The following is a 19,790-nucleotide window of genomic DNA, read 5'->3' on the forward strand; positions in this document are numbered from 1 at the left end:
GCTTACTGTTGTAATAGCCACAGGCATAAACTGAACAAACCGCGGTTTGAATACACATATTATTCACCTCCAAATGAGACGCTTGGTCACATCCCTTTCTTCCTATTTACAGAAATTGATGCAACCTCTAGCAGGATTGACTGAAGCGATTAGTAGCAGCTTCCGCAGTAGCCGAAGCAAATATTGCCGTTGGCATCGAGGACGTATCTCATATATTGAGAGTTTCCGCAAGGCTGAAGTTTGCAAAATACGCCGCCGTCTCCGCAAGTAGACATTATGATTCACCTCCCATCAGGTCTTCTTGACTATGAATAGAAGCGCTTACAGTTTTAAATATTAGTCGATATTCTCGGCTTCGTCTTGCCAATTTTTGTGCGACCATTAACGATTTTTGCTATAATCTTGCTGAAGTAAACAATAGACTCTTAAAGTGGGGTGTATGAGGACGGCTAATCTAGTGGAGTTGGAATATCGAAGTCGAATCAATCGGGTGGTTCGCTATATCGAGGAGCATTTGGATTCCCCGCTCACCGTGGAAAAACTTGCTGATATTTCGTCTTTCTCCTTTCATCACTTTCACCGCGTGTTCAAACGCATCATGAACGAGAACGTCATTCATTTCGTCAATCGGCTAAGGGTGGAGAAGGCGGTCAAAGTCATCGTCTTCGAACCAGAGCGCAGCTTGACCGACATTGCGCTCGAATGCGGGCTGCAGTCGCCAGCCCATTTCTCTCGGACATTTCGCCGATATACCGGCCTGAGCCCTACCGAATACCGTGTGGAATATAGCATCGAGAAGTATGTGCGGTGGCAGGAGGCGCGATTGTCCGAAGAGAACGGAAGCATCCGGCTGCCGGAAGTGGAGGAGAAGTATCGCAGCCTGAAGATCGAGGTTAGGCAGCTGCCGAAGCGATGCGGAGCCTGCATTCATCATGTGGGGACGCTAATCCGTGAAGTGTCCGACCAGACCGTCTCAGAAGAGTTCGGCAGACTCGAAGCTTGGATGCAGGCCCATGATCTGATGGAGGCCGATACGCAGGCGATCGGCGTGATCTTCGACGATCCTTGCATCACCCCGGAGTCGAAACAGCGATATACGGTGTGCTTCACGACATCGAGGACAATCCCCCCTTCCCTCGAGGTTCTGCCCATTACGCTCCCCGAGGGCAAGTATGCGGTTATGTCGGTAGCCGAGCCGATTGATGTGCTGAACGAGCTTATGCATATGGTGACGATACGTTGGCTTCAGCTCAGTCCCTATCAATGGGATGAAGACCGGTGCATGATGACGATTTTCCAAGGTGCTCCGCTTCAAGATCCCGAAGGCCTGGTACGAATCGAATTTTGCATTCCCGTCAAGCTGAAATAAGAAACCGGTCGGTCAGGAATTATCCTGATCGACCGGTTTTCTTTTTTCCTCTATCAGTATCGCCCAAATGAGAAAGTACAGCAGCCGTTCAAGACAAAGAGCGGCTGTTGTTCGTCATTATTATACCGGACCGATAAGCCTGACCTGTCGGGTGACAAGTACATACGTACAATGGAACCCGCTAATTATGCGGATTTTTTTATTTATGTACCCAAGTTCTTGTCTTGCGTTAATGACGCTTGGAGTAGGGAAACACTGTCCTTTTTCGGCGTTTGAGTGATATATTGAACTGGATTGCTCATGGTATCAGTTATTGCATTAATTGTATTATAGGACTCGTATTACAAACGCGATTGCGGACGAGGAGGAGTCGACTAATGGGTGAGAAGATGCACGTCGACGAAATGGAAATTGATGAGGCGCTCGTGCGCCGTCTGCTTGTCGATAAACGTATCACCGGTGTGATCGATTGGGCAACTATGGGCGTTGGCGATCCTGCATGCGATGTCATGGTCGCTTGGAAGTTACACTCGCCGGCGGCCCGCGATGCGTTCCGTGAATATCTTCCGACGGACGACGCTACGTGGGCAAGAGCCCGCGGATGGGTCGTTTCTCAGGCAGTGGGAGTGCTGGCATACTACACGCCGGAAAACAATCCAGTTCTGTATCAGGAGGCGAGATCCTGGCTCGACCTAGTACTATCAGAGTAATATATGGTAGTTTTTTACGAGAACAAAGGTTATAGATGTACGATTAGAGAACAATCATATAATTGAGAGTGGAAAGGGTGAGTTGATGCGTGTGATAAAAGAGTCCCTCATTCATCTTGATGGTCGAACTGTAACATTACTGGACAGCGGCACAGACGAGAAAGGACAATACCTGTTAGTTGAACACATGATTACTCGGCAAGGTCCAATGAACGGTCCCCATTGGCATCCTGTTCTTCAGGAAAAATTCACGGTAAAGGAGGGACGAATGCGATTTATTATTGACGGCAATGAAAGGATTGTGGAACAAGGAGGTCAAGTCACCATTCATCCTAATGAGACACATCAGTTCTGGAATGTTAGTGATAATCGGCTAATTGCACTGCACGAAGTTCGCCCCCCAGGACAACATTGGAAGATGTTTAAGTTAATTCACAAATTAGAATGTGAGGGTAGGTTAAACAAGAAGGGAATTCCGTCAAACCCTTTATGGCTTGGAGTCGCCTGGAAATGTATCGATGGTTACTTAGTGGGGCCACCGCGAAGAGTGCAAACAGTATTTTTGGGTGGATTGGCACGGCTAGCCGAGTTTCTTCGATATCGAATATGATATGATTTTCGCATATGGGGGAATGATCCATCGGAGCTAGGTATGGAAGGAGAGATAATTATGGGTAAGAAATATGTAAAAATTCGGATATATTCGAAACTATATTCAAGGTGATGACGTCTTAACTAAGGCATGCATCATTTTGTCGTAATCACGAAGGGAGCAGATTACCTTTGAAAAAGGCGCTAATTATTAGTTCACTCCTTGCAATGACGCTGCTGGCTGCTTGCTCATCCAACTCGAATATTACTTCACCAGATACACCAAACAATCCCGTTGCAGTTGATAATCAAAAAGAAACGGATTCGGTCGTTACCTTATTGGATGAAGAGGCTTATCAGGGTGATGAGCTAGAAGTGGTGAAAACCATCAACCAACGCGTTACATTCTACAATCAGCGGAATAACGAACAATACCCAACCGTGTTTACGAAGGAGACCGTATCTGGCACGGATCTCGAAGCCGACAAAGACAATAAAACGATTATTACAAAGTTAAGTGATCCGAAGTTTACGGTTCAAGATGATCAGATCACGGTTGCTGTTCATGAGACTTATCAAGACTCTCCGTTCGGGCCAGAAGGAGATACCTTGTACACGCTTAAGAAGGTGGATGAGGCATGGAAGATTTACGGCATCGATTGAAAAAAGAAAGCCGACATATTTACTTCGGCATCTTTATTTTCTTTTCTGTCACCATAAATGCCCGTGCGGAAACCGTCGCGACCGGTCCTCAAACTGCTCGTGTTGTGGTTGACAATAATAAGTGTACGGTGGCTTTTTTGAACCCGCTTCCTACTTTATGGAAGTGGGTTCTTCTATTATGAGCATGATAAGAGAACAGGCTTTCGAGAGGCCTCCTTCGCCTCACCGGTATGAGCAGTCTTTAGCATGAAGAAACCCATGTCTGATGAAAAGACATGGGTTTCTCGACAATCTGGGGCCATCCGATAAAGGAAGGCCTTAATACTTGCCGTTACAAACATCACGGAGAACCCTACTTCTGTGACTGGCAATCAGGCACAGTCAGCCATCAGGTTGTTTGGCTCTGTCATGATTGTCTCGTTCGACATGCGCTTGCCCCCATCCAGACAGCGAGCTCATAATCGGAATGAAAGTCTTCCCGTAATCACTAAGAGAATACTCAACTTTAGGGGGAACTTGCGGAAATACTGTTCTGACGACGATACCGTCATTTTCCAGCTCCCGAAGATGTTGTGTAAGTATTTTTCGTGTAACGTATGGCAAATCGCGCTGCAATTCTCCAAATCGCATTGTTCGGCCGCTCAGATTCCGAAAAATATAAGGCTTCCACTTTCCGTCGATTACAGCCAGAGCCGCTTCGACAGGACAGAAGCGGTTTTCCTCGTCCATAAGCAATCCTCCATTGTATCAAAATGGATACTATGTTTCTCAAAAGTGCGTACTTTAGGGAATCCACTCAAGCAAATTATAATATAAGCAGCACAAGCTGAACATATTTCGTTTACAGTTGAGAATTTAGCATTGAGGTGAAACTTTAGACAAGGGAGAGCATTCTAATGTCAAAATCAATTGATGAAGGCAGTGCGGTACATGAATTTGGCGATCCAGGTGTGCTGAAATTGGAAAATGAGGAACGTCCGGAGCCGCAATTTCTATTAAGTGCTAATACAGGATAGGAGTCATCCGTATGCTTCACCTTTATTGGCTACTGATCTCAACGGAGTATGAAGTCAATCAAATAAAATAGAAAAAGGTGATCGACAAAATGAGTCCATCCTATTGGGGACCAAAGTCTGTAACGTTTTGGTTGGTAGGTGTTGTTACACTGTTGATGTTGTATATAGGAGTAAACGGATTTCTTCAACCAGAAGCCGCTATACAAGGCTTTGGTTTACCATTGCATGATGCTGCTGACAAATCTATTGTTTGGGTTAAAGCAGATCGGGATTTATTCATCGGCGTATTTATGCTAGCTTTGATGGTGCTTCGGATGAGAAAAGCAACCTTGGTATTTTTATTAGCTACAATAGGTTCGCCTGCATTAGATGCGATTATAGTAGTGCAAAATGCAGTTGATAAAACGCCATCATGGATTCATATCGTAACCGTAATATACATGTTGATCGTAAGTTGGATGTTGTACCAACAAGAGAAAAATCAATGACAAGAACTTGGGTACATCCCGAATTGTGACAAGAACGTATACACATTGCCGCGGTGCCTTCCAGTCGCTAGGTCGAACATTAGAAAAAGGTACAGCTCTTCAAGAAAATTGATGAGGCTGTACCTTTTTTGCTTTTAAACGGACACCATCGAACGGGGAACGATAGCTAGATGAACAATCCATTATTCAATATCCGGATAATTGCTCTATTCATTTATGTCACTCATTCATCATTTTCATGGTTTGGTGTGAAATTTGCGAAGCTCAATCAATACCGGCGATATTCAACCTATGGGTGTTTCGATAAGATTGGGAACAAGGGAAGCATGCGATACTTTCAGATTGTAGAAAAGGAGAGAAACGATGAGATGAATCAGAAGAACCTTGCATCCGAGCTAGAGGCACTTCCCAACCTTTCCATGACCATAAACACGTCTAGGACATCCAAGCTGAGAAAACGGTTGTGGAAGGAGAGGTATTTATTCCTGCTGCTGCTGCCGGGGCTGCTTTACTTTATTGTATACCGGTATGTGCCGATGCTCGGGAATATCATCGCCTTCCAGGATTACAGTCCATTCCGAGGTTTCTTGAACAGCGAATGGGTCGGATTGCAGCATTTCCAGAAGATATTCAGCGATCAAGAAGTGATCCGGGTACTGTGGAACACCATTTATTTGTCTTTTTTACAAATTGCTTTTGCATTTCCCATTCCCATCGTGCTTGCCATTATGCTCAATGAACTGAAAAGCGAAAGGTATAAGCGAATTGTGCAATCCATCTTGTATTTGCCGCATTTCTTATCGTGGGTCGTGGTTATCGGCATTGCGACCATCTTCCTGAAGACGGAGGGTCTGGTTAACCGTCTGATCACGCCTTTGTTTGGCATCGAGCCGATCGCTTTCCTGCAAGAACCGGGCTGGTTCATGCCTTTGGTTATTCTTGAGGTGATTTGGAAAGAGGCCGGGTGGGGCACGATTATTTTTCTGGCGTCCCTGGCTGGCGTGAGCCCGAGCTTATATGAGGCGGCAGTGGTGGATGGAGCGGGCCGGTGGCGTCAGATCTGGCACATTACGCTGCCTGCGCTGCGCAGCACGATCATCATTTTGTTGATTCTTCGGCTGGGCACAGTGCTGGATTCCGGCTTCGAACAAATTTTTCTGATGCTGAACCCTTTTACGATAGAGGCAGGGAATGTGCTGGATACTTATGTGTATTTCTTAGGCATTCAGCAGTCGGACTTCAGCTTCGGAACAGCGGTCGGTTTGTTTAAGAGCGTCGTCGGCTTTGTTCTCATTCTGAGCGCAAACTGGCTTGCGAAGAGATTTGGCGATGAAGGCGTTTTCTAAGTTGTGATAGATTTAAACAAGGCGGGTGTATACCATGCGTTTTCACAAATCGTTGACCGAGCGGATAAGTGGTATGATGAATGCAAGTTTGCTTGGCTTGCTTGCTCTGCTGATGATTTTTCCCTTCTATTATATCTTCGCTGTCTCCTTTACTTCTTATGAGGAATATGTGGCAAGCGAGCTCATCTTGTGGCCCAAGCGGTGGGTGTTGGATGCGTATACGTACATATTTAACGCCAAGGAGTTTATTCGTTCATTGGGTGTTACCATCTTCATTACGGTCGTTGGATGCTTGGCCAATTTGCTTTTCACTGCAACGATGGCTTATGCGATGACCCGGAATATATGGGGTCAAAGGACGTTTCTGCTTCTCGTCGTGTTCACCTTCGTTTTTCACGCGGGCATGATCCCGACCTACTTAATCGTCAAAGCTACGGGCCTAATCGACAGCTATTGGTCGCTTATCCTTCCGAATTTGATTAATCCGTTTAATCTGATCGTGTTCCGTCAATTTTTCCTGAATATTCCTAGCGAGTTGAATGAAGCGGCTGTCATCGACGGCGCAAACGATCTGCAGGTATTTACGAAGGTGATCATTCCGTTATCCAAGCCGGCATTCGCGGCATTCGGATTGTTTTACGCCGTCCTGCAGTGGAACACCTACTTTACGGCTATTCTGTATTTGAACGACCCGGCCAAATTTACGATACAGGTGATACTCAGGCAAATTGTCATTCTGAACGACGCTGCGAATACGCTGACTTCGGCTGCCCGTGACGCGGCAATAGCCGAGAGCATGCCGCCTGTAGAAACGATTGGGATGGCTGCCATCCTAATCGCTACGCTGCCCATTCTGCTTGTCTATCCTTTTCTGCAAAAGCATTTTGCGAAGGGGGTGATGGTGGGATCCGTGAAGGGCTAACAGGGGCTTCATACTTCAAAAAGGTAGCGTTTCCATCCTATTTAACGGAGGGGTAGTATGAAAAAAATAGCGACACTCTGTCTCATGATCAGTATGGCGGGAAGCCTGGCCGCGTGCACAGCGAACCATTCACCGTCTGTAGAGAATACATCCACAGCGCCGGCCGATACAACAGAGGATGCGACATCGAAGAAATTCAGCATTACTTCCATTGGCGGAACCTGGTCCCCGCTCCCTAGCGCAGACGGCGAAGGTCTAAAGGCCATTAATGAGAAATTTAATATCGATTATAAGCCCCAGTTTGTTCCTTATGGCGAGTATAGCAGCAAATTGCCGGTCGTGATGGCCGCGGGAGACTTGCCCGATATGATCGGTTGGGAGATGGTGGACGCCAATTTCATGAAATGGGTGAAACAGGGGGCATTTATGCCGCTTGATGACTACATCGACGAGTTTCCTACATTGAAAGCCGTTCCTAAAAGCGTGTGGGATGCGGTCACAGTGGATGGCAAAATTTATGCCATTCCGCATTATTCACCAGCAAAATACGCGAAGAAAGCCGTGCTCCGCAAGGACTGGCTGGACAATCTTGGTCTCAAGATGCCGACTAACTATGAAGAATTGAAACAAGTGGCGATCGCCTTTACGAAAGATGATCCGGATCAGAATGGAAAAGACGATACCTACGGATTTGGACTTTCTCAGGATATCGTCTATGGCGCCTCCCTGGGCGCGGCATGGGATACGGGCTGGTATCATAAGAACGAACAGGGGCAATTAATTCCAGGGACGATATCCGAGGGATTCAAGGAACAGACGCAATTCCTCGCGGACTTGTATAAAGAGGGAGCGATCCATAAGGATTGGGCCGTCTCCAATGTTATTGATATCCGCAAGGACTTTTACGCGGGTAAGTATGGGATATGGTACGAGCAGGTGACAGGTCTTGACGAGGGGATGTTCAATGCGCTGCTGGAGCATTCGCCAGAAGCCAAGATTGAAGTCATCCCAGCCTTCAAGCAAGCGGATGGACAGCAAGGCTTCTTGGAGAGCTCCGGTTATTATACGGTGACGATGCTGAATGCCAAGATGAAGAACGAGCCTGATAAAGTGAAGCGGATTCTCGGTTTTCTCGATTATTTCCGCACCTTCATCCCCTTTGATGAGCGCAACCCGCAGAATCCCGACTTTGATTGGATTTGGGGAGGGGTCAACAGAGGGTATAAGATGGTCAACAACACGGTTGTTCCAGAGCCATTCCCTGCTTCGGATGTGCGGCCGACCCGATATAGCCAGATCGCGAACTGGGCGCCGAACGATGAAGCCAATGAGCCGTGGAAATCATTGACGAACCCGCTTGCCAAGAGTTATACGCAAGCAACGGTAGAGTTACTGAAAACGACCAAGTTCTACATCAATCCGGTAAACCGGGTTTCTTCCGAAGTTCTAATGACCAAGGGAACAGAGCTGAATGAGATTACGCGGGAATGGCAGACGAAGATGATCGTAGGTGAGGAACCGATAACCAGCTGGGATAAAATGGTGGAGGAATTCATGAATAAAGGCGGGATAGAAGTCATTGACGATGTGAACAGGCTTTTGCAAGAAACAGGCACGACGGGAGAATGGAAATAAGAGATTAGCCGCTGTCCAAAGCAAGAAGAGCCGGTACAGGAGAAGACCTGTGGCCGGCTCTTCTTATTGCTGCTCGTTTTTTCGGAACTCGGTTGGGGTGAATCCTGTAAGTTTCTTGAACATCCGGTTAAAAGAGTTCACGTTCTGATAACCTACGGACTGCGCCGCATCTTGAATTCGAATATCCGGTCGAAGCAGCAGCTTCTTCACTTTGTTGATTCTTACGGAATTGACGTAGTCGACGAAGTATTCGCCTGTTTTCTCCTTAAAGTACCTGGATAAGTAGCCGCGGGATATATTGAGCTTGTCTGCAATCGTATCGAGCGTAATGTCCTTGTCATAATGCTGCTCCAGATAGTCGTATACAAAGTCAATGATGTGATCGCGCTTATCCATGATCTCCCGGACAAGCTTGGACGATCTCTCGATCATGATAGACAGGATCTCATCCAAGTGCTCGTACGTATAGCAGCTTGGCAGCTCTGTAATCGCGATCCTTGCGGGATCAGGGTCGATGTGCCGCTGCTGCAGGCTTTTGTGCGTACGTAAGATAACCGATTCCGCGAATTGAAGGACGCTTTGCGAGGTTTGGCCGCGCTTGCTCATTTTGCTAAGCACTCGGCGAACAATCTGAAGTGAAGCGGCAGCATTTCCGCTGTGCAGATTCGCTTCCAATTCTTCCTCTTGGACTTGTGACAGCCCTGCCTCTTCTTCTTGACTTGTGTCTGCCGAAACAATTTGCGTTTCAATGCCGAATTTTCTCTTTTTCAGCTGGCTTAGACCGGTCTGGTAGGCTTCATTCCAATTCTCCGTTCCTTGGGAAGCCGTCAGGGTGAAGAAGCAGTATTCTCTTTCCGTCTCAAGCATATGACGAGCGTGCTCTAGGGTTTGCGCGATTAGCGGGTCGTTCCGGTCCGTGAACACAATCGAGACAATCTGGTCCATTTCCATCTGGAATGTGATGGATTCTGCATACGTCTGGGCGATAATTCGGTTAACATATTCGCGTATGAAGGAGGTTGCCCGTTCCTCCTGCACATTCAAAAGAGACAGGTTGGATTTGTAGCTGACTTGAAACAGCAGAAGTACGAATGAGCGATCCTCGGTGATGCTGGTTAAGCTGCTTTCATCCTGGAATCGTATTTTTTTCAACATATTCGAGTAGGCGTAGTGCCGCAGGAGAGATTCTTTGTCGGACATATCTTGGTGGATATCGCGGTGCGATTGTAAGATATCGTTGATTTTGTGATGAATGATGTTGAATTCCTTAATCCCGCTCTCTACATGAAAGGGAACGTTCCACATCTGAATTGCGTTAATAATGCGCTTTACCGGTGCATTGAGGCGAACGCTGATCAGCAAGGATACGATGACGCTGAAGGTTATGGTCAGAACGAGGAGCAGCACGAACGAATAATTCCAGCGAATCTGGCTCGAGATGGTCCGGTCCGGCAGAAGATGGACGTAAGTTAAGCCGTTCTCGCCTTTCTTATAAAAATAATACACCTTGTCTTTCATTACATAGCCCGAAGGACCGGGAAGCTCCGGAAAAGAGATGACGTCCGGCTTCGATGAGGTGTAAATCGTCCGGCCTTGTTCATTCAGAATGAAGAAATATTCGTTCACCGACTGGCCCAATTCCTTATACATTTGGTCCGCATCGACCATCGCCAGTAAATCATAGCTCGGCAGCCCCTCATTCCTCAGCATGATGGGGAGCAGCGTCTTTTGCTCGATCCAGCTATTGACGCCCTGCTCGACAAAGACGGATTCGGGGAGCAGCCGGAATTTATCTGTCTGCGAGAGCTGGTCCTTCCAGAAGGCGGCGCTATAATCGGCACTGGTATAGTAGCGGTCGAACATCGTCTCTATATCCGTGCCGCGGCTTTTCTCAATCGCAAAGCCGGAGTTCTTGTTCATCAGGATGAGGTTATCCAGATACAAGGCGCGGTTGGAGACGAGAAGCCTGATCTTCTTCATCGTCGAGACAGCGCTCGTATAGTTTACAAACTCATCCTGCGTTCCTTCCAGCTCGAGAGAAAAGGTGAGAATGGAGCTGCGGATGGAATCGATCAGGCGATCATAGTTCTCGGATGTTTTCTGCAGATTTAACGTGTTGTGGCTAATCACCTCTTCTTGCAGACTTTCCCTGTAGAAGATGACGGAATACCAAATAAATGCAGCCATAAGGGAAATCACGACCGTAAATCCAAGCAGCAGGCGGATGAACAGGGAGGACGTATATTCTTTGAGCCTCCAACCGGACAAGATTTTTTTTAGCGATATCCTGAAGGACATAAAGTTCTCCTTTGCCATGGATAGTTGTCACTCTAATTAAAGCATGATTAGCGGCTCCGGTGTATCACCGTATTTTAACTTTATACACGTATTTGAGATTAAGGGCAGGTGTAAATGCGGTTCATTGAGGTCACGTGGCTTTAAAAACCGTTGAACTCATGTTCCATGAATACTGGGCAATTTTGAACCTCATTCATCTTTTTCAATGTTTGTGCCAAAACGGTGTAGCTTATCGAAAAGCGATGATGTTCAACCGGTGTTCATTTCGATAACGTAGGGACACGTAGAGAACAAGAAGTGTTAAGGAGCGGAACGAAGATGAGAATCGATAAAATCGAAATGAGGCAGATTCAAGTACCGTTAAAAGACCCCTTCGAAACAAGCTTCGGCCGGATGGACAGGAAGGATTGCGTGATCATCAGCGTACATAGCGGCGGCATAGTCGGATACGGGGAAAGCACCGCTTTCTCGCATCCTTTCTATAACGAAGAAACAACCGGAACGATCTGGTATATGCTAGAGCATTTTCTGATTCCTGCGTTATTGGGCAAGGAGGTGGCAAGTCCCGAGGAGGTATCTGGCTTGTTCGCCTCGGTTCGCCGCAATCATATGGCCATCGCTGCGATCGAGACGGCTGTCTGGGATTTGTATGCCAAACAGAATGGCATTCCGTTATCGCAAGCATTGGGCGGCGAGAAGCAGGAAATTGAGGTTGGCGTGAGTATCGGCATCGAGCCAACGGTCGACTTGGTTGTTCAGAACGTAGAACGATTCGTGGAGCAAGGCTACAAGCGAATGAAGGTGAAAATTAAACCGGGCTTCGATGTCCGGCTAGTAGAAGCGATCCGCAAGCGATTCGGCGATGAACTGCCGCTGATGGTGGATGCGAATTCCGCCTATACGCTTCAGGATCTGCCTACTCTGAAGGAATTGGACCACTACAACCTGATGATGATCGAGCAGCCGCTTGCTCATAACGATATTATCGAACACGCGAGTCTGCAGCGTGAGCTGCGAACTGCTGTCTGTCTGGATGAAAGCATTCACACCATAGCCGATGCCCGGCATGCGATTGAACTTGGCAGCTGCAGGATCATGAATATTAAGCTTGGCCGTGTAGGCGGGTTAACGAATGCGAAGAAGATTCACGATCTCTGCCAGCTCCATGGGATACCGGTCTGGTGCGGCGGGATGCTGGAGCTTGGCATTGGCCGTCTTCATAATATCGCCCTTTCTTCGTTAACTAACTTTGTTATTCCGGGGGATGTATCAGCATCGAAGCGATTCTGGGAGCAGGACATCGTTCTGCCAGGGATCGAGATGATTCGTCCGGGTATCCTTGCCGTTCCAACGAATGTTGGAATCGGTCACGAGGTAGGCGAGCAATCGCTTGAACGATTGACGGTCAGGAAGCTGACGCGGGTCGGTTAAGCGCTACCAATAGGGAGAGGAAGATGGGTATGTCCAGGTATGTAACAATCAGCTGTCTGGCGCCTCCGAACAAGACAGTAGATAACGGGAACGGCGTGGAAGGCATCGTTGTCCAAATGATAGCCAAATGGGAAAGGCAGCTGCAGCATGTGCTGCCGGATCAGCCGGATCTCATCGTATTGCCGGAGTGCTGCGATGAGCCTTACATGGAAGGCATGAATCCGGAATGGCTGTATGCATTTTACCGCTATCGGGGGAATCGGATCCTCGACTTCTTCGCCGAAGTGTCCAAAGCCCACCAGTGCTATATCGCGTACTCGGCCATGATGGAGATGGAAGACGGCACCTTCCGTAACGCGACATTGCTTATCGATCGTTCCGGAGAGATCTGCGGTGTGTATAACAAAAATCATATAACGATCAGACAGAAATCAACCTCCACGACTTTGTATGGAAAAGAAGCTGCTGTCATAGAGACTGATTTTGGCCGCGTTGCTTGCATCATCTGCTTTGACATTAATTTTAATGAGCTGATGGAGCAATATGTGAAGCAGAAGCCGGATCTGATCGTGTTCTCGTCCGCTTACCACGGGGGATTGATGCAGTCGTATTGGGCATACACTTGCAGAGCGCATTTTGCGGGAGCGATATGGCTGCCTGATCCTTGTTCGATTCTAAGTCCCGTAGGAGAAGTCCTCGGAGAGAGCACGCACTTCTATCCTTTCGTGACAAGGACCGTGAACATGGATTGTGCGGTTGTTCATTATGATTACAACAAGCCGAAACTCGATGCGGTAAAACAAAAGTACGGCTCTAAGGTCAGGATCAGCGATCCGGGACGGCTGAATGCATTCGTCATTTCGAGCGAGAGCGAGGACTTCACGATTCAGGAGATTGTCAGGGAGTTCGACCTGGAATTATTGGATGACTACTGGGTGCGGTCAAGAGCCGATCGCTGCAAGCCTGGTCACATGGAGCCGTAAGGACAGACCGGCCCGGGAAGAGGAGACGAAGTATGGCATATGAACAAGAAGCAAGTGTACAAATTCGTTTAATTACGGAAGCAAGCGAGCTTCGCGAGGCCGTCGAGCTTCAGCAACTGGTTTGGAGACCGGATGCGGTCTCTTCTATGCAGCATATGAGAGCGGCGATCCTACATGGCGGATCAGTCATTGGGGCATTTTGCGAGGAGAAGCTCGTTGGATTTTGTTACGGCTTCGCAGGCTATGATGGCAACGAGCCTTATCTAGGCTCACACATGATGGCCATCCACCCCGCCTATCGGGACCTGGGAATAGGGATGCGACTGAAGCTGGAACAGCGGTTATGGGCGATGCAGGCCGGATACGGTACAATCGTGTGGACCTTCGATCCCTTCGAATCCCGCAACGCTTACCTGAATATTTGCAAACTGGGCGGCGTGGTATCGACCTATATCCCTGCCTTTTACGGGCTGGATGATGCGGGCTTCCCTACGGATCGCTTTGTTGTGGAGTGGATGCTCTCCTCAGACCGTGTCGTGCGCACGGTCAGCGAAGGGCCGCAGCCAATTGGCGACATGTCGGACTATCCGCGGCTGCTATTGGTCACTTGCTCCACAGATAAGCTTCTAGCTGCTAAACAGGTACCATATGGCGATCTGATCGGCAAGTCGCATGGACTGAGGCTGCCTGTCCCTCGGAACGCATCCAGTCTGAAGCAGTCACGGCCAGATCTCTATCAGGGGTGGCAGAGGCAAGTGCGCGAGCTGTCCATGACCGCATTCGCCAAAGGCTACCAGGTTGTAGCCTGTCATCAGTCGGAACCGGAGATTCAAGACTATGTGCTTGAACGAAAACGATGAATACAGCCATCACGGCGTGGCTCCGCGCACACCAGGAACAATTGAAATCAACCTATGCCGAATTACATGCGTTAGCGGAAGTAAGCTGGCAGGAAAACCGGACGACTCGGTATCTAAGCCGGGTATTAGATGAAATCGGTATCGAGTACGAGTGCTTTGAAGCTCATACCGGACTTGTCGCCCATTGGAAGAAGGACACAAGATTCGCGCTAGAGGATATGAGAGAAAACTCCGTTATCGCGCTTCGGACAGATATTGACGCTTTATGGCAGCAAGTAGACGGTGTAAGCAGGGCGAACCACTCTTGCGGGCATGATGCGCATATGACCATGGTGTTGTATGCAATAAAGGCACTTCAGGCAATTGGTTTTGAGCCTGCTGGCGAGTTAAGAGTATTGTTCCAGCCTGCGGAGGAAGTAGGGGAAGGTGCGCTCAAGCTGCTCGAAGCAGGCTGTCTTGATGATGCCGATTACTTGCTGGGCATCCATGTGCGGCCCACCAAGGAGCTTGCATACGGGCAAGTGTCCAGCGCCATCTATCATGGGGCATGTGCGGTATTAGAAGGGAAAGTCTCAGGCATCCAAGCGCATGCGGCCCGTCCATATGACGGATTGAATGTCATTGAGGTGATAGCCGACATCATCAAGGCAGCTCAAGCGGTTTCCGAGGACTACTCGGATGTACCGGCTTCCTGCAAAGTGACGAAGCTTCATGTTCCGAACGAGAGCAGCAATATCATTCCAGCCTTAGGAGCCTTCACGATTGATATTCGTGCACAGACGAATGAAGCGATGGATGCCTTGCTGCCCGAATTAGAAGCCGCCATTCATCGCGTCTGTCAAGGACATGGCAGCCCTGTGGAGCTGCAGTTGAAGTCCCGGATGGTTGCTGCGCGTCCAGATCCCGATCTGGAGGCTTTGGTTGGCGAGGTAATCGTCGCGTTACTCGGGAATAACGGATGGGCCCCGCCTCCTGTGACGCCTGGCGGGGAGGATTTTCATTTTTACCCGCTGCGCCGACCTGAGCTTCACGCCACCATGATTGGCCTCGGCTGCGGCTTATCCCCAGGGCTGCATCATCCTCAGATGCAGTTTCACTTAGAGGCATTGGAGATTGGGGCGGCTGTATTGGCGATGTCCGTCGTCCGGATCAGCCAGGTACTGCAGCACCGGGCCGATATTCACGGGCTATCTGAAAGGGGGTGAGTGGAATAGACAAATAATGCACTCCAATCTTGAAATACAGGAGTAAGTGAATCGGATGGGAGAGCGAGTCCCTGCTCAAAGAGAAAGGGTGAAGCTAATGCATGTTGTGTTAAAGGGTCAGAGCAGAAAATGGATGTCTATCCTGTTAGGTTTGGTTATGGCAGGAGGGCTCCTATTCGGAATCGGTCCACTTCCGGCGGAAGCGGCTGAGACTGAGGTTCAGGTTCAATTAAAAGACAGCCATGGCAATCCGCTTGCGGGAGCAACAGTTGATTATTATGATGCTGGATGGCATACATTCGGAACGACAGATGCAGCAGGGATCGCCACCAAGCCGCTGCCGGAAAAATCGTACACCTTTCATGTCACCTATGAAGGAACGAGGCTCGACAAGGTGCAGCATACCGGTGATGATCCGGTCGTCGTATTTCAGACGGTCAATGTCACCTTACAGCTAAAGGATAGCCAAGGGAACCCGCTGAGCGGGGGAGAAGCGTCCTATTATGCGAGCGGATGGAAGACGTTCGGGACGATCGCTGATGGCGAGGTGAGCAAAGAGCTGCTTCCAGGTTCGTATACTTTCCACGCGGACTATGAAGGGACGAGAATGGATAAGCTCCAGGATACGGGCACCGATCCCGTCGTCGCATTCCAGACGGTGAATACCAAAGTGCAGCTAAAGGATAGCGAGGGGAACCCGCTGAGCGGCGGAACAGCGTCCTATTATGCCACAGGCTGGAGAACCTTCGGGGATATAATCGATGGCGAGGCGAGCAAAGAACTGCTCCCAGGTTCATACACCTTCCATGCCGACTACGAAGGAACCGGCAAAGATAAGCTCCAGGATACGGGCACCGATCCAGTTGTCGTATTCCAGACGGTCAATGCCAACGTACAGGCCAAAAACAATCGAGGCTATCCGCTAAGCGGCGGGGAGGTATCTTACTACGCAAGCGGATGGAAGACATTCGGCATGACCGTTAATGGTGAGGCGAGCAAGCAGCTGCTCCCCGGCTCCTATACTTTTGCGCTGAACTACGAGGGAACTAGAAGCGAGAAGCTCAGCGACATCGCGGCCAATCCTAACGTTGTTCTTCAGTTACACACCGAACCTGTCGTGGTAGCGCCTAAACAATCCAACCAGTATGATCCGATTCCGTTACCGCCTGCAGAACGCCCGCGTGTGCTGGTCAACAAGGAGATGCTTCCGGCGCTGAGAGAGCGATTGAAGCATAAGTCTTTCGAAGAAGAGTGGGCGAACATCAACACGAAGATACAGCGGAACGTGACCGGCATTTTTGCGCCAAGGCTTGAAACCGCATACACCAATATTGACCCGCGAGCGGTGGATGTCATGAAAGCCGGTGCGATTCGATATCTGATTCACGGTGATTTGGAAGCGGGTCAAAAAGCGGTCAATATTGCCGTGAATATGGCGAATACGGTGCAGTGGAACCCGGATCGAACGAATTCGACCACTGTTTTTAATGTTGGCCGTGAAATAGGAAACTTGATCTTCTTTGAATCCATTGCCTACGACTGGTGCTATGATCTGATGGATGAAACACAGAAATCCGCTATTCGTCAGGCGCTGGGGACTTGGGTAAGCACTGGATTGGAGTACAACTATCCGCTGGACGAGAAGCAGAAGGTCATTATTGCCGGCCACGCCAATGGCGATGTGCATCATCAGTTTAAGCTTGCGATGGGTATCGCCCTCTATGATACGAATCCCGAGTATTACAATGACATCGCAGACTACCTCTTGAATGTGACGATGCCTGGCTTCAATGTATTGCTGGATGCGGAGATGCCGCTTGAAGGCACCGCATATGGAGACAATCGGCTGAAATATATCATGATGGGCAATCAGCTATGGAAGGCCATCGGCGTAGAGCCGCTCACCGAGAAAGTCGGCTTGGCGCTCGACAGGCAGATCTATACCCGTAGGCCGGACGGTCATATCATGACGGAAGGCGACGATTTCAACACCGAATTTCAATCGCCATGGAATCGATATGTATACGGCAATATCACAAACATGATTGCAGGCAGCATTTACAACAATCCGAGGGCGCAGTACGAATTTTTAAAGCAAAAAACGTACCAGGATCCTCTGTATTTCATGCTGTTCTTTAACCCGGACGCGCCATCGCAGTCTGTATACGACACGCCGCTGTCCAGATACTTTCCTTCGCCTTATGGCTCCATCGTGGCAAGAACAGGCTGGGATGAAGGCCCGGATTCCAATGCGGTCGTCGCCATCATGAACATTGGGGAGAGAACCCAGACCAATCATCAGCATGTCGATCCTGGTGCATTCTCTATGTACTTTAAGGGTTATCTGGCGATCGACTCCGGGATGTATACAGGTGTAGATCCGGCAACCGGCAAGGCAATGGAGTACAATAGCGTGCATGACTTGGGCTATCATAAGCAGACCATTGCGCATAACGTCGTGCAAATCGGAGATTCCAACAACCTTTATTTTGACCGGTATCCCAAATCGGTTGAGCAGTGGATTGCCGAACCTGCTTACCAGCGAGGAAAGGTCATTTCCCACTCGATTGGGGAGGATGCGATGTATCCTGATTACTCTTACATTAAGGGTGAGCTTAGTCAGGCGTATGGCAAGACGAGAACCGACCATTATACGAGAAGCATGGCCTTCCTGAATTTCAAGGATGACGAGCATCCGGCTGCGATGCTTGTGTACGATAATATAAACACGCCGAATGCCAGCACCGAGAAAAAATGGCTGCTTCATACGATTAATCAGCCTGCAATTGAGGGCAGCAGATATACGAGTGTTATGACCGAGCAAGGGTATAACGGCAAGCTGGTCACCGACACGCTGCTGCCGAAGAGTCATGATCTAGATGTCGAGCCCATCGGAGGCGTTAATCGTGAATTTGAGGTAGATGGCGTGAATAAAGCGATTCGGGCCACCAAGCCAACCAACATTGCCAGCCTGGAAGCGGGCAAATGGAGGATCGAGCTGTCGAATAAAGCTCCAGCCAACCAGACGCAGTTTTTGAATGTGATGCAGGTCATGGATGCTGCGAACGGTCCTGCGCCGCTGAATGTCACTTACTCCGAGACGGAGGATTATGCCGGCGCCCGGATTCATGATCGCGTTGTGTTTTTTGCCAAAGGATTTGAGCTGGTCAATCAGGAAGCCGAGTTCACGTTCACAGGGGAAGCGGACCAGACCTACAAGATACTGGTTGCCGATCTTGAGGAAGGGAATTGGACGGCAGTGAAGGAAGGCGAGACCGCCGCGGTGAAGTATCAGGTGGAAAAAGATGGCAATACCCTCTATTTTGTAGGGACACCTGGCACCTACACCTTGCAAAAAACGGATTCCAATGCGCTCCCGCTTGCCGGCAAGGTGCCTTCAGAACCAGTAGAGAGAACGATCCGAGCCAGGATCGATTCGAAAGGACAGGAATTTGACGTCCCTTCCGAGCTCATGAATGGCCATGTGATGATTCCGATGAAAGGCGCCTATGAAGCGCTTGGTTTACAGGTGGAATGGAATGATGCGACTAATACGGCATCGGTATCCGATGGGAAAACAAAGATTGAGCTGACAGCTGGCAGCAATACCGCTAACGTTAATGGTCAGCCTATGACTATGGACGCGCCGGCAACCGGCGAAAATCAACAGATGCTAATTCCGCTAACCTTTATTCAAGCAAGCTTGGGGTATCGTGTGACCTGGGATGGTGAGAATCTAGTCGCTGAAATTTCAACCTTGCCGAAGATAGAGAAGCTCCAATGGGAGAGAACAGCGCTTGCCCCGGTGACTCCGATCCCGATCTCAGCGTTAATAGAAAAGCCGTATCAGAGCTATTCGGCAACCATTAACCCGGATTTGGTTCCGAAGATGTTTGACAATATCAAGTCCAACGACTCACGCTGGGCAGGTGATATCGGGGGCCATGTCATCTTTGATTTTGGCGAAACGATACAGCTCGAGCGACTTGACTTGGCGATCTATAACGGTCATACGAGATCAACCAGGCTGATGTTATCCATATCTGATGATGGGGAGAACTGGACCCATGTGTACGGTGGAGACACCGTGGGAGACTCCAGCGATTTTATTCCCTTCAACTTCCCGTCCGTGACCGGCAGATATTTTAGAGTAGGAGTGTTCGGCTCTACGGACGCTGTCACGTACCCGGAATGGGTATCGATCTCCGAGATGAAATTCTATGTGAAGCCATAGAATAGCCCGCTTTACCCGTTGGCGCAGATGATATCCAGC

At 49.0% G+C, this 19,790-nt stretch carries 16 protein-coding genes; 14 read left to right on the top strand and 2 right to left on the bottom strand.

The genetic code is table 11. The features are described from left to right. Nucleotides 1-457 precede the first annotated feature (457 nt). The 5 genes from BCM02_RS02545 (at nt 458) to BCM02_RS02565 (ending at nt 3,515) form a co-directional block, all read left to right on the top strand. The gene (locus tag BCM02_RS02545) at nt 458-1,369 is read left to right on the top strand and encodes an AraC family transcriptional regulator (protein ID WP_246183160.1); all 912 of its coding nucleotides are present in this window, start codon (nt 458-460) and stop codon (nt 1,367-1,369) included. Nucleotides 1,370-1,746: 377 nt separating this feature from the next. Next, the gene (locus BCM02_RS02550) at nt 1,747-2,079 is read left to right on the top strand and encodes a phosphotransferase (protein ID WP_246183161.1); all 333 of its coding nucleotides are present in this window, start codon (nt 1,747-1,749) and stop codon (nt 2,077-2,079) included. 208 nt (nt 2,080-2,287) lie between these two features. Then, nucleotides 2,288-2,689 carry a cupin domain-containing protein gene (locus BCM02_RS02555; RefSeq protein ID WP_246183213.1) on the top strand — a complete coding sequence of 134 codons (402 nt, stop codon included), beginning with the start codon at nt 2,288-2,290 and terminating at the stop codon, nt 2,687-2,689. 173 nt (nt 2,690-2,862) lie between these two features. Continuing rightward, nucleotides 2,863-3,333, top strand: a complete 471-nt coding sequence (locus BCM02_RS02560) for a putative periplasmic lipoprotein (RefSeq protein WP_148927468.1) — start codon at nt 2,863-2,865, stop codon at nt 3,331-3,333. After that, nucleotides 3,309-3,515 (top strand): hypothetical protein, encoded by a 207-nt coding sequence (locus BCM02_RS02565; protein WP_148927469.1) that lies wholly within the window; start codon nt 3,309-3,311, stop codon nt 3,513-3,515. Before BCM02_RS02560 ends, BCM02_RS02565 begins: the two co-directional genes overlap by 25 nt. Nucleotides 3,516-3,714: 199 nt before the next feature. Here BCM02_RS02565 and BCM02_RS02570 read toward each other — a convergent pair whose 3' ends face one another. Beyond that, a complete protein-coding gene (locus BCM02_RS02570; RefSeq protein WP_148927470.1) occupies nt 3,715-4,062 on the bottom strand; it encodes a winged helix-turn-helix transcriptional regulator in 348 nt (115 codons plus the stop codon). Between the two features lie 376 nt (nt 4,063-4,438). On the opposite strand from BCM02_RS02570, the gene BCM02_RS02575 reads away from it, so the two are divergent. From BCM02_RS02575 to BCM02_RS02590, 4 genes are all read left to right on the top strand, one after another. Further along, nucleotides 4,439-4,837, top strand: a complete 399-nt coding sequence (locus BCM02_RS02575) for a DUF4267 domain-containing protein (protein WP_148927471.1) — start codon at nt 4,439-4,441, stop codon at nt 4,835-4,837. Nucleotides 4,838-5,256: 419 nt separating this feature from the next. After that, nucleotides 5,257-6,183: an ABC transporter permease gene (locus tag BCM02_RS02580; RefSeq protein WP_148927941.1), complete on the top strand. Its 927-nt coding sequence runs from the start codon at nt 5,257-5,259 to the stop codon at nt 6,181-6,183. A gap of 34 nt (nt 6,184-6,217) precedes the next feature. After that, nucleotides 6,218-7,105: a carbohydrate ABC transporter permease gene (locus tag BCM02_RS02585; RefSeq protein WP_148927472.1), complete on the top strand. Its 888-nt coding sequence runs from the start codon at nt 6,218-6,220 to the stop codon at nt 7,103-7,105. 57 nt (nt 7,106-7,162) lie between these two features. After that, nucleotides 7,163-8,740, top strand: coding sequence for an extracellular solute-binding protein (locus BCM02_RS02590; protein WP_148927473.1), 1,578 nt, complete (start codon nt 7,163-7,165; stop codon nt 8,738-8,740). A gap of 63 nt (nt 8,741-8,803) precedes the next feature. Here BCM02_RS02590 and BCM02_RS02595 read toward each other — a convergent pair whose 3' ends face one another. Further along, on the bottom strand, nt 8,804-11,038 hold the full coding sequence (locus BCM02_RS02595) for a helix-turn-helix domain-containing protein (protein WP_187433984.1): 2,235 nt from the start codon (nt 11,036-11,038) through the stop codon (nt 8,804-8,806). Nucleotides 11,039-11,356: 318 nt separating this feature from the next. Here BCM02_RS02595 and menC point away from each other — a divergent pair, with 318 nt between their 5' ends. From menC to BCM02_RS02620, 5 genes are all read left to right on the top strand, one after another. Then, a complete protein-coding gene (gene menC, locus BCM02_RS02600; protein WP_148927475.1) occupies nt 11,357-12,469 on the top strand; it encodes an o-succinylbenzoate synthase in 1,113 nt (370 codons plus the stop codon). 95 nt (nt 12,470-12,564) lie between these two features. After that, entirely contained in the window at nt 12,565-13,452 is an 888-nt protein-coding gene (locus BCM02_RS02605) for a carbon-nitrogen hydrolase family protein (RefSeq protein WP_187433985.1), read from the top strand. Nucleotides 13,453-13,484: 32 nt separating this feature from the next. Further along, on the top strand, nt 13,485-14,312 hold the full coding sequence (locus BCM02_RS02610) for a GNAT family N-acetyltransferase (RefSeq protein ID WP_148927477.1): 828 nt from the start codon (nt 13,485-13,487) through the stop codon (nt 14,310-14,312). Beyond that, nucleotides 14,309-15,517, top strand: a complete 1,209-nt coding sequence (locus tag BCM02_RS02615) for an amidohydrolase (protein WP_148927478.1) — start codon at nt 14,309-14,311, stop codon at nt 15,515-15,517. Before BCM02_RS02610 ends, BCM02_RS02615 begins: the two co-directional genes overlap by 4 nt. Nucleotides 15,518-15,572: 55 nt before the next feature. Then, complete coding sequence (locus BCM02_RS02620) at nt 15,573-19,751, top strand: stalk domain-containing protein (protein WP_148927479.1); 4,179 nt, start codon at nt 15,573-15,575, stop codon at nt 19,749-19,751. Nucleotides 19,752-19,790 lie beyond the last annotated feature (39 nt).

The organism is Paenibacillus methanolicus, assembly GCF_008124765.1.
In the GTDB taxonomy this organism is placed as follows: Bacteria; Bacillota; Bacilli; order Paenibacillales; family Paenibacillaceae; genus Paenibacillus_Z; species Paenibacillus_Z methanolicus.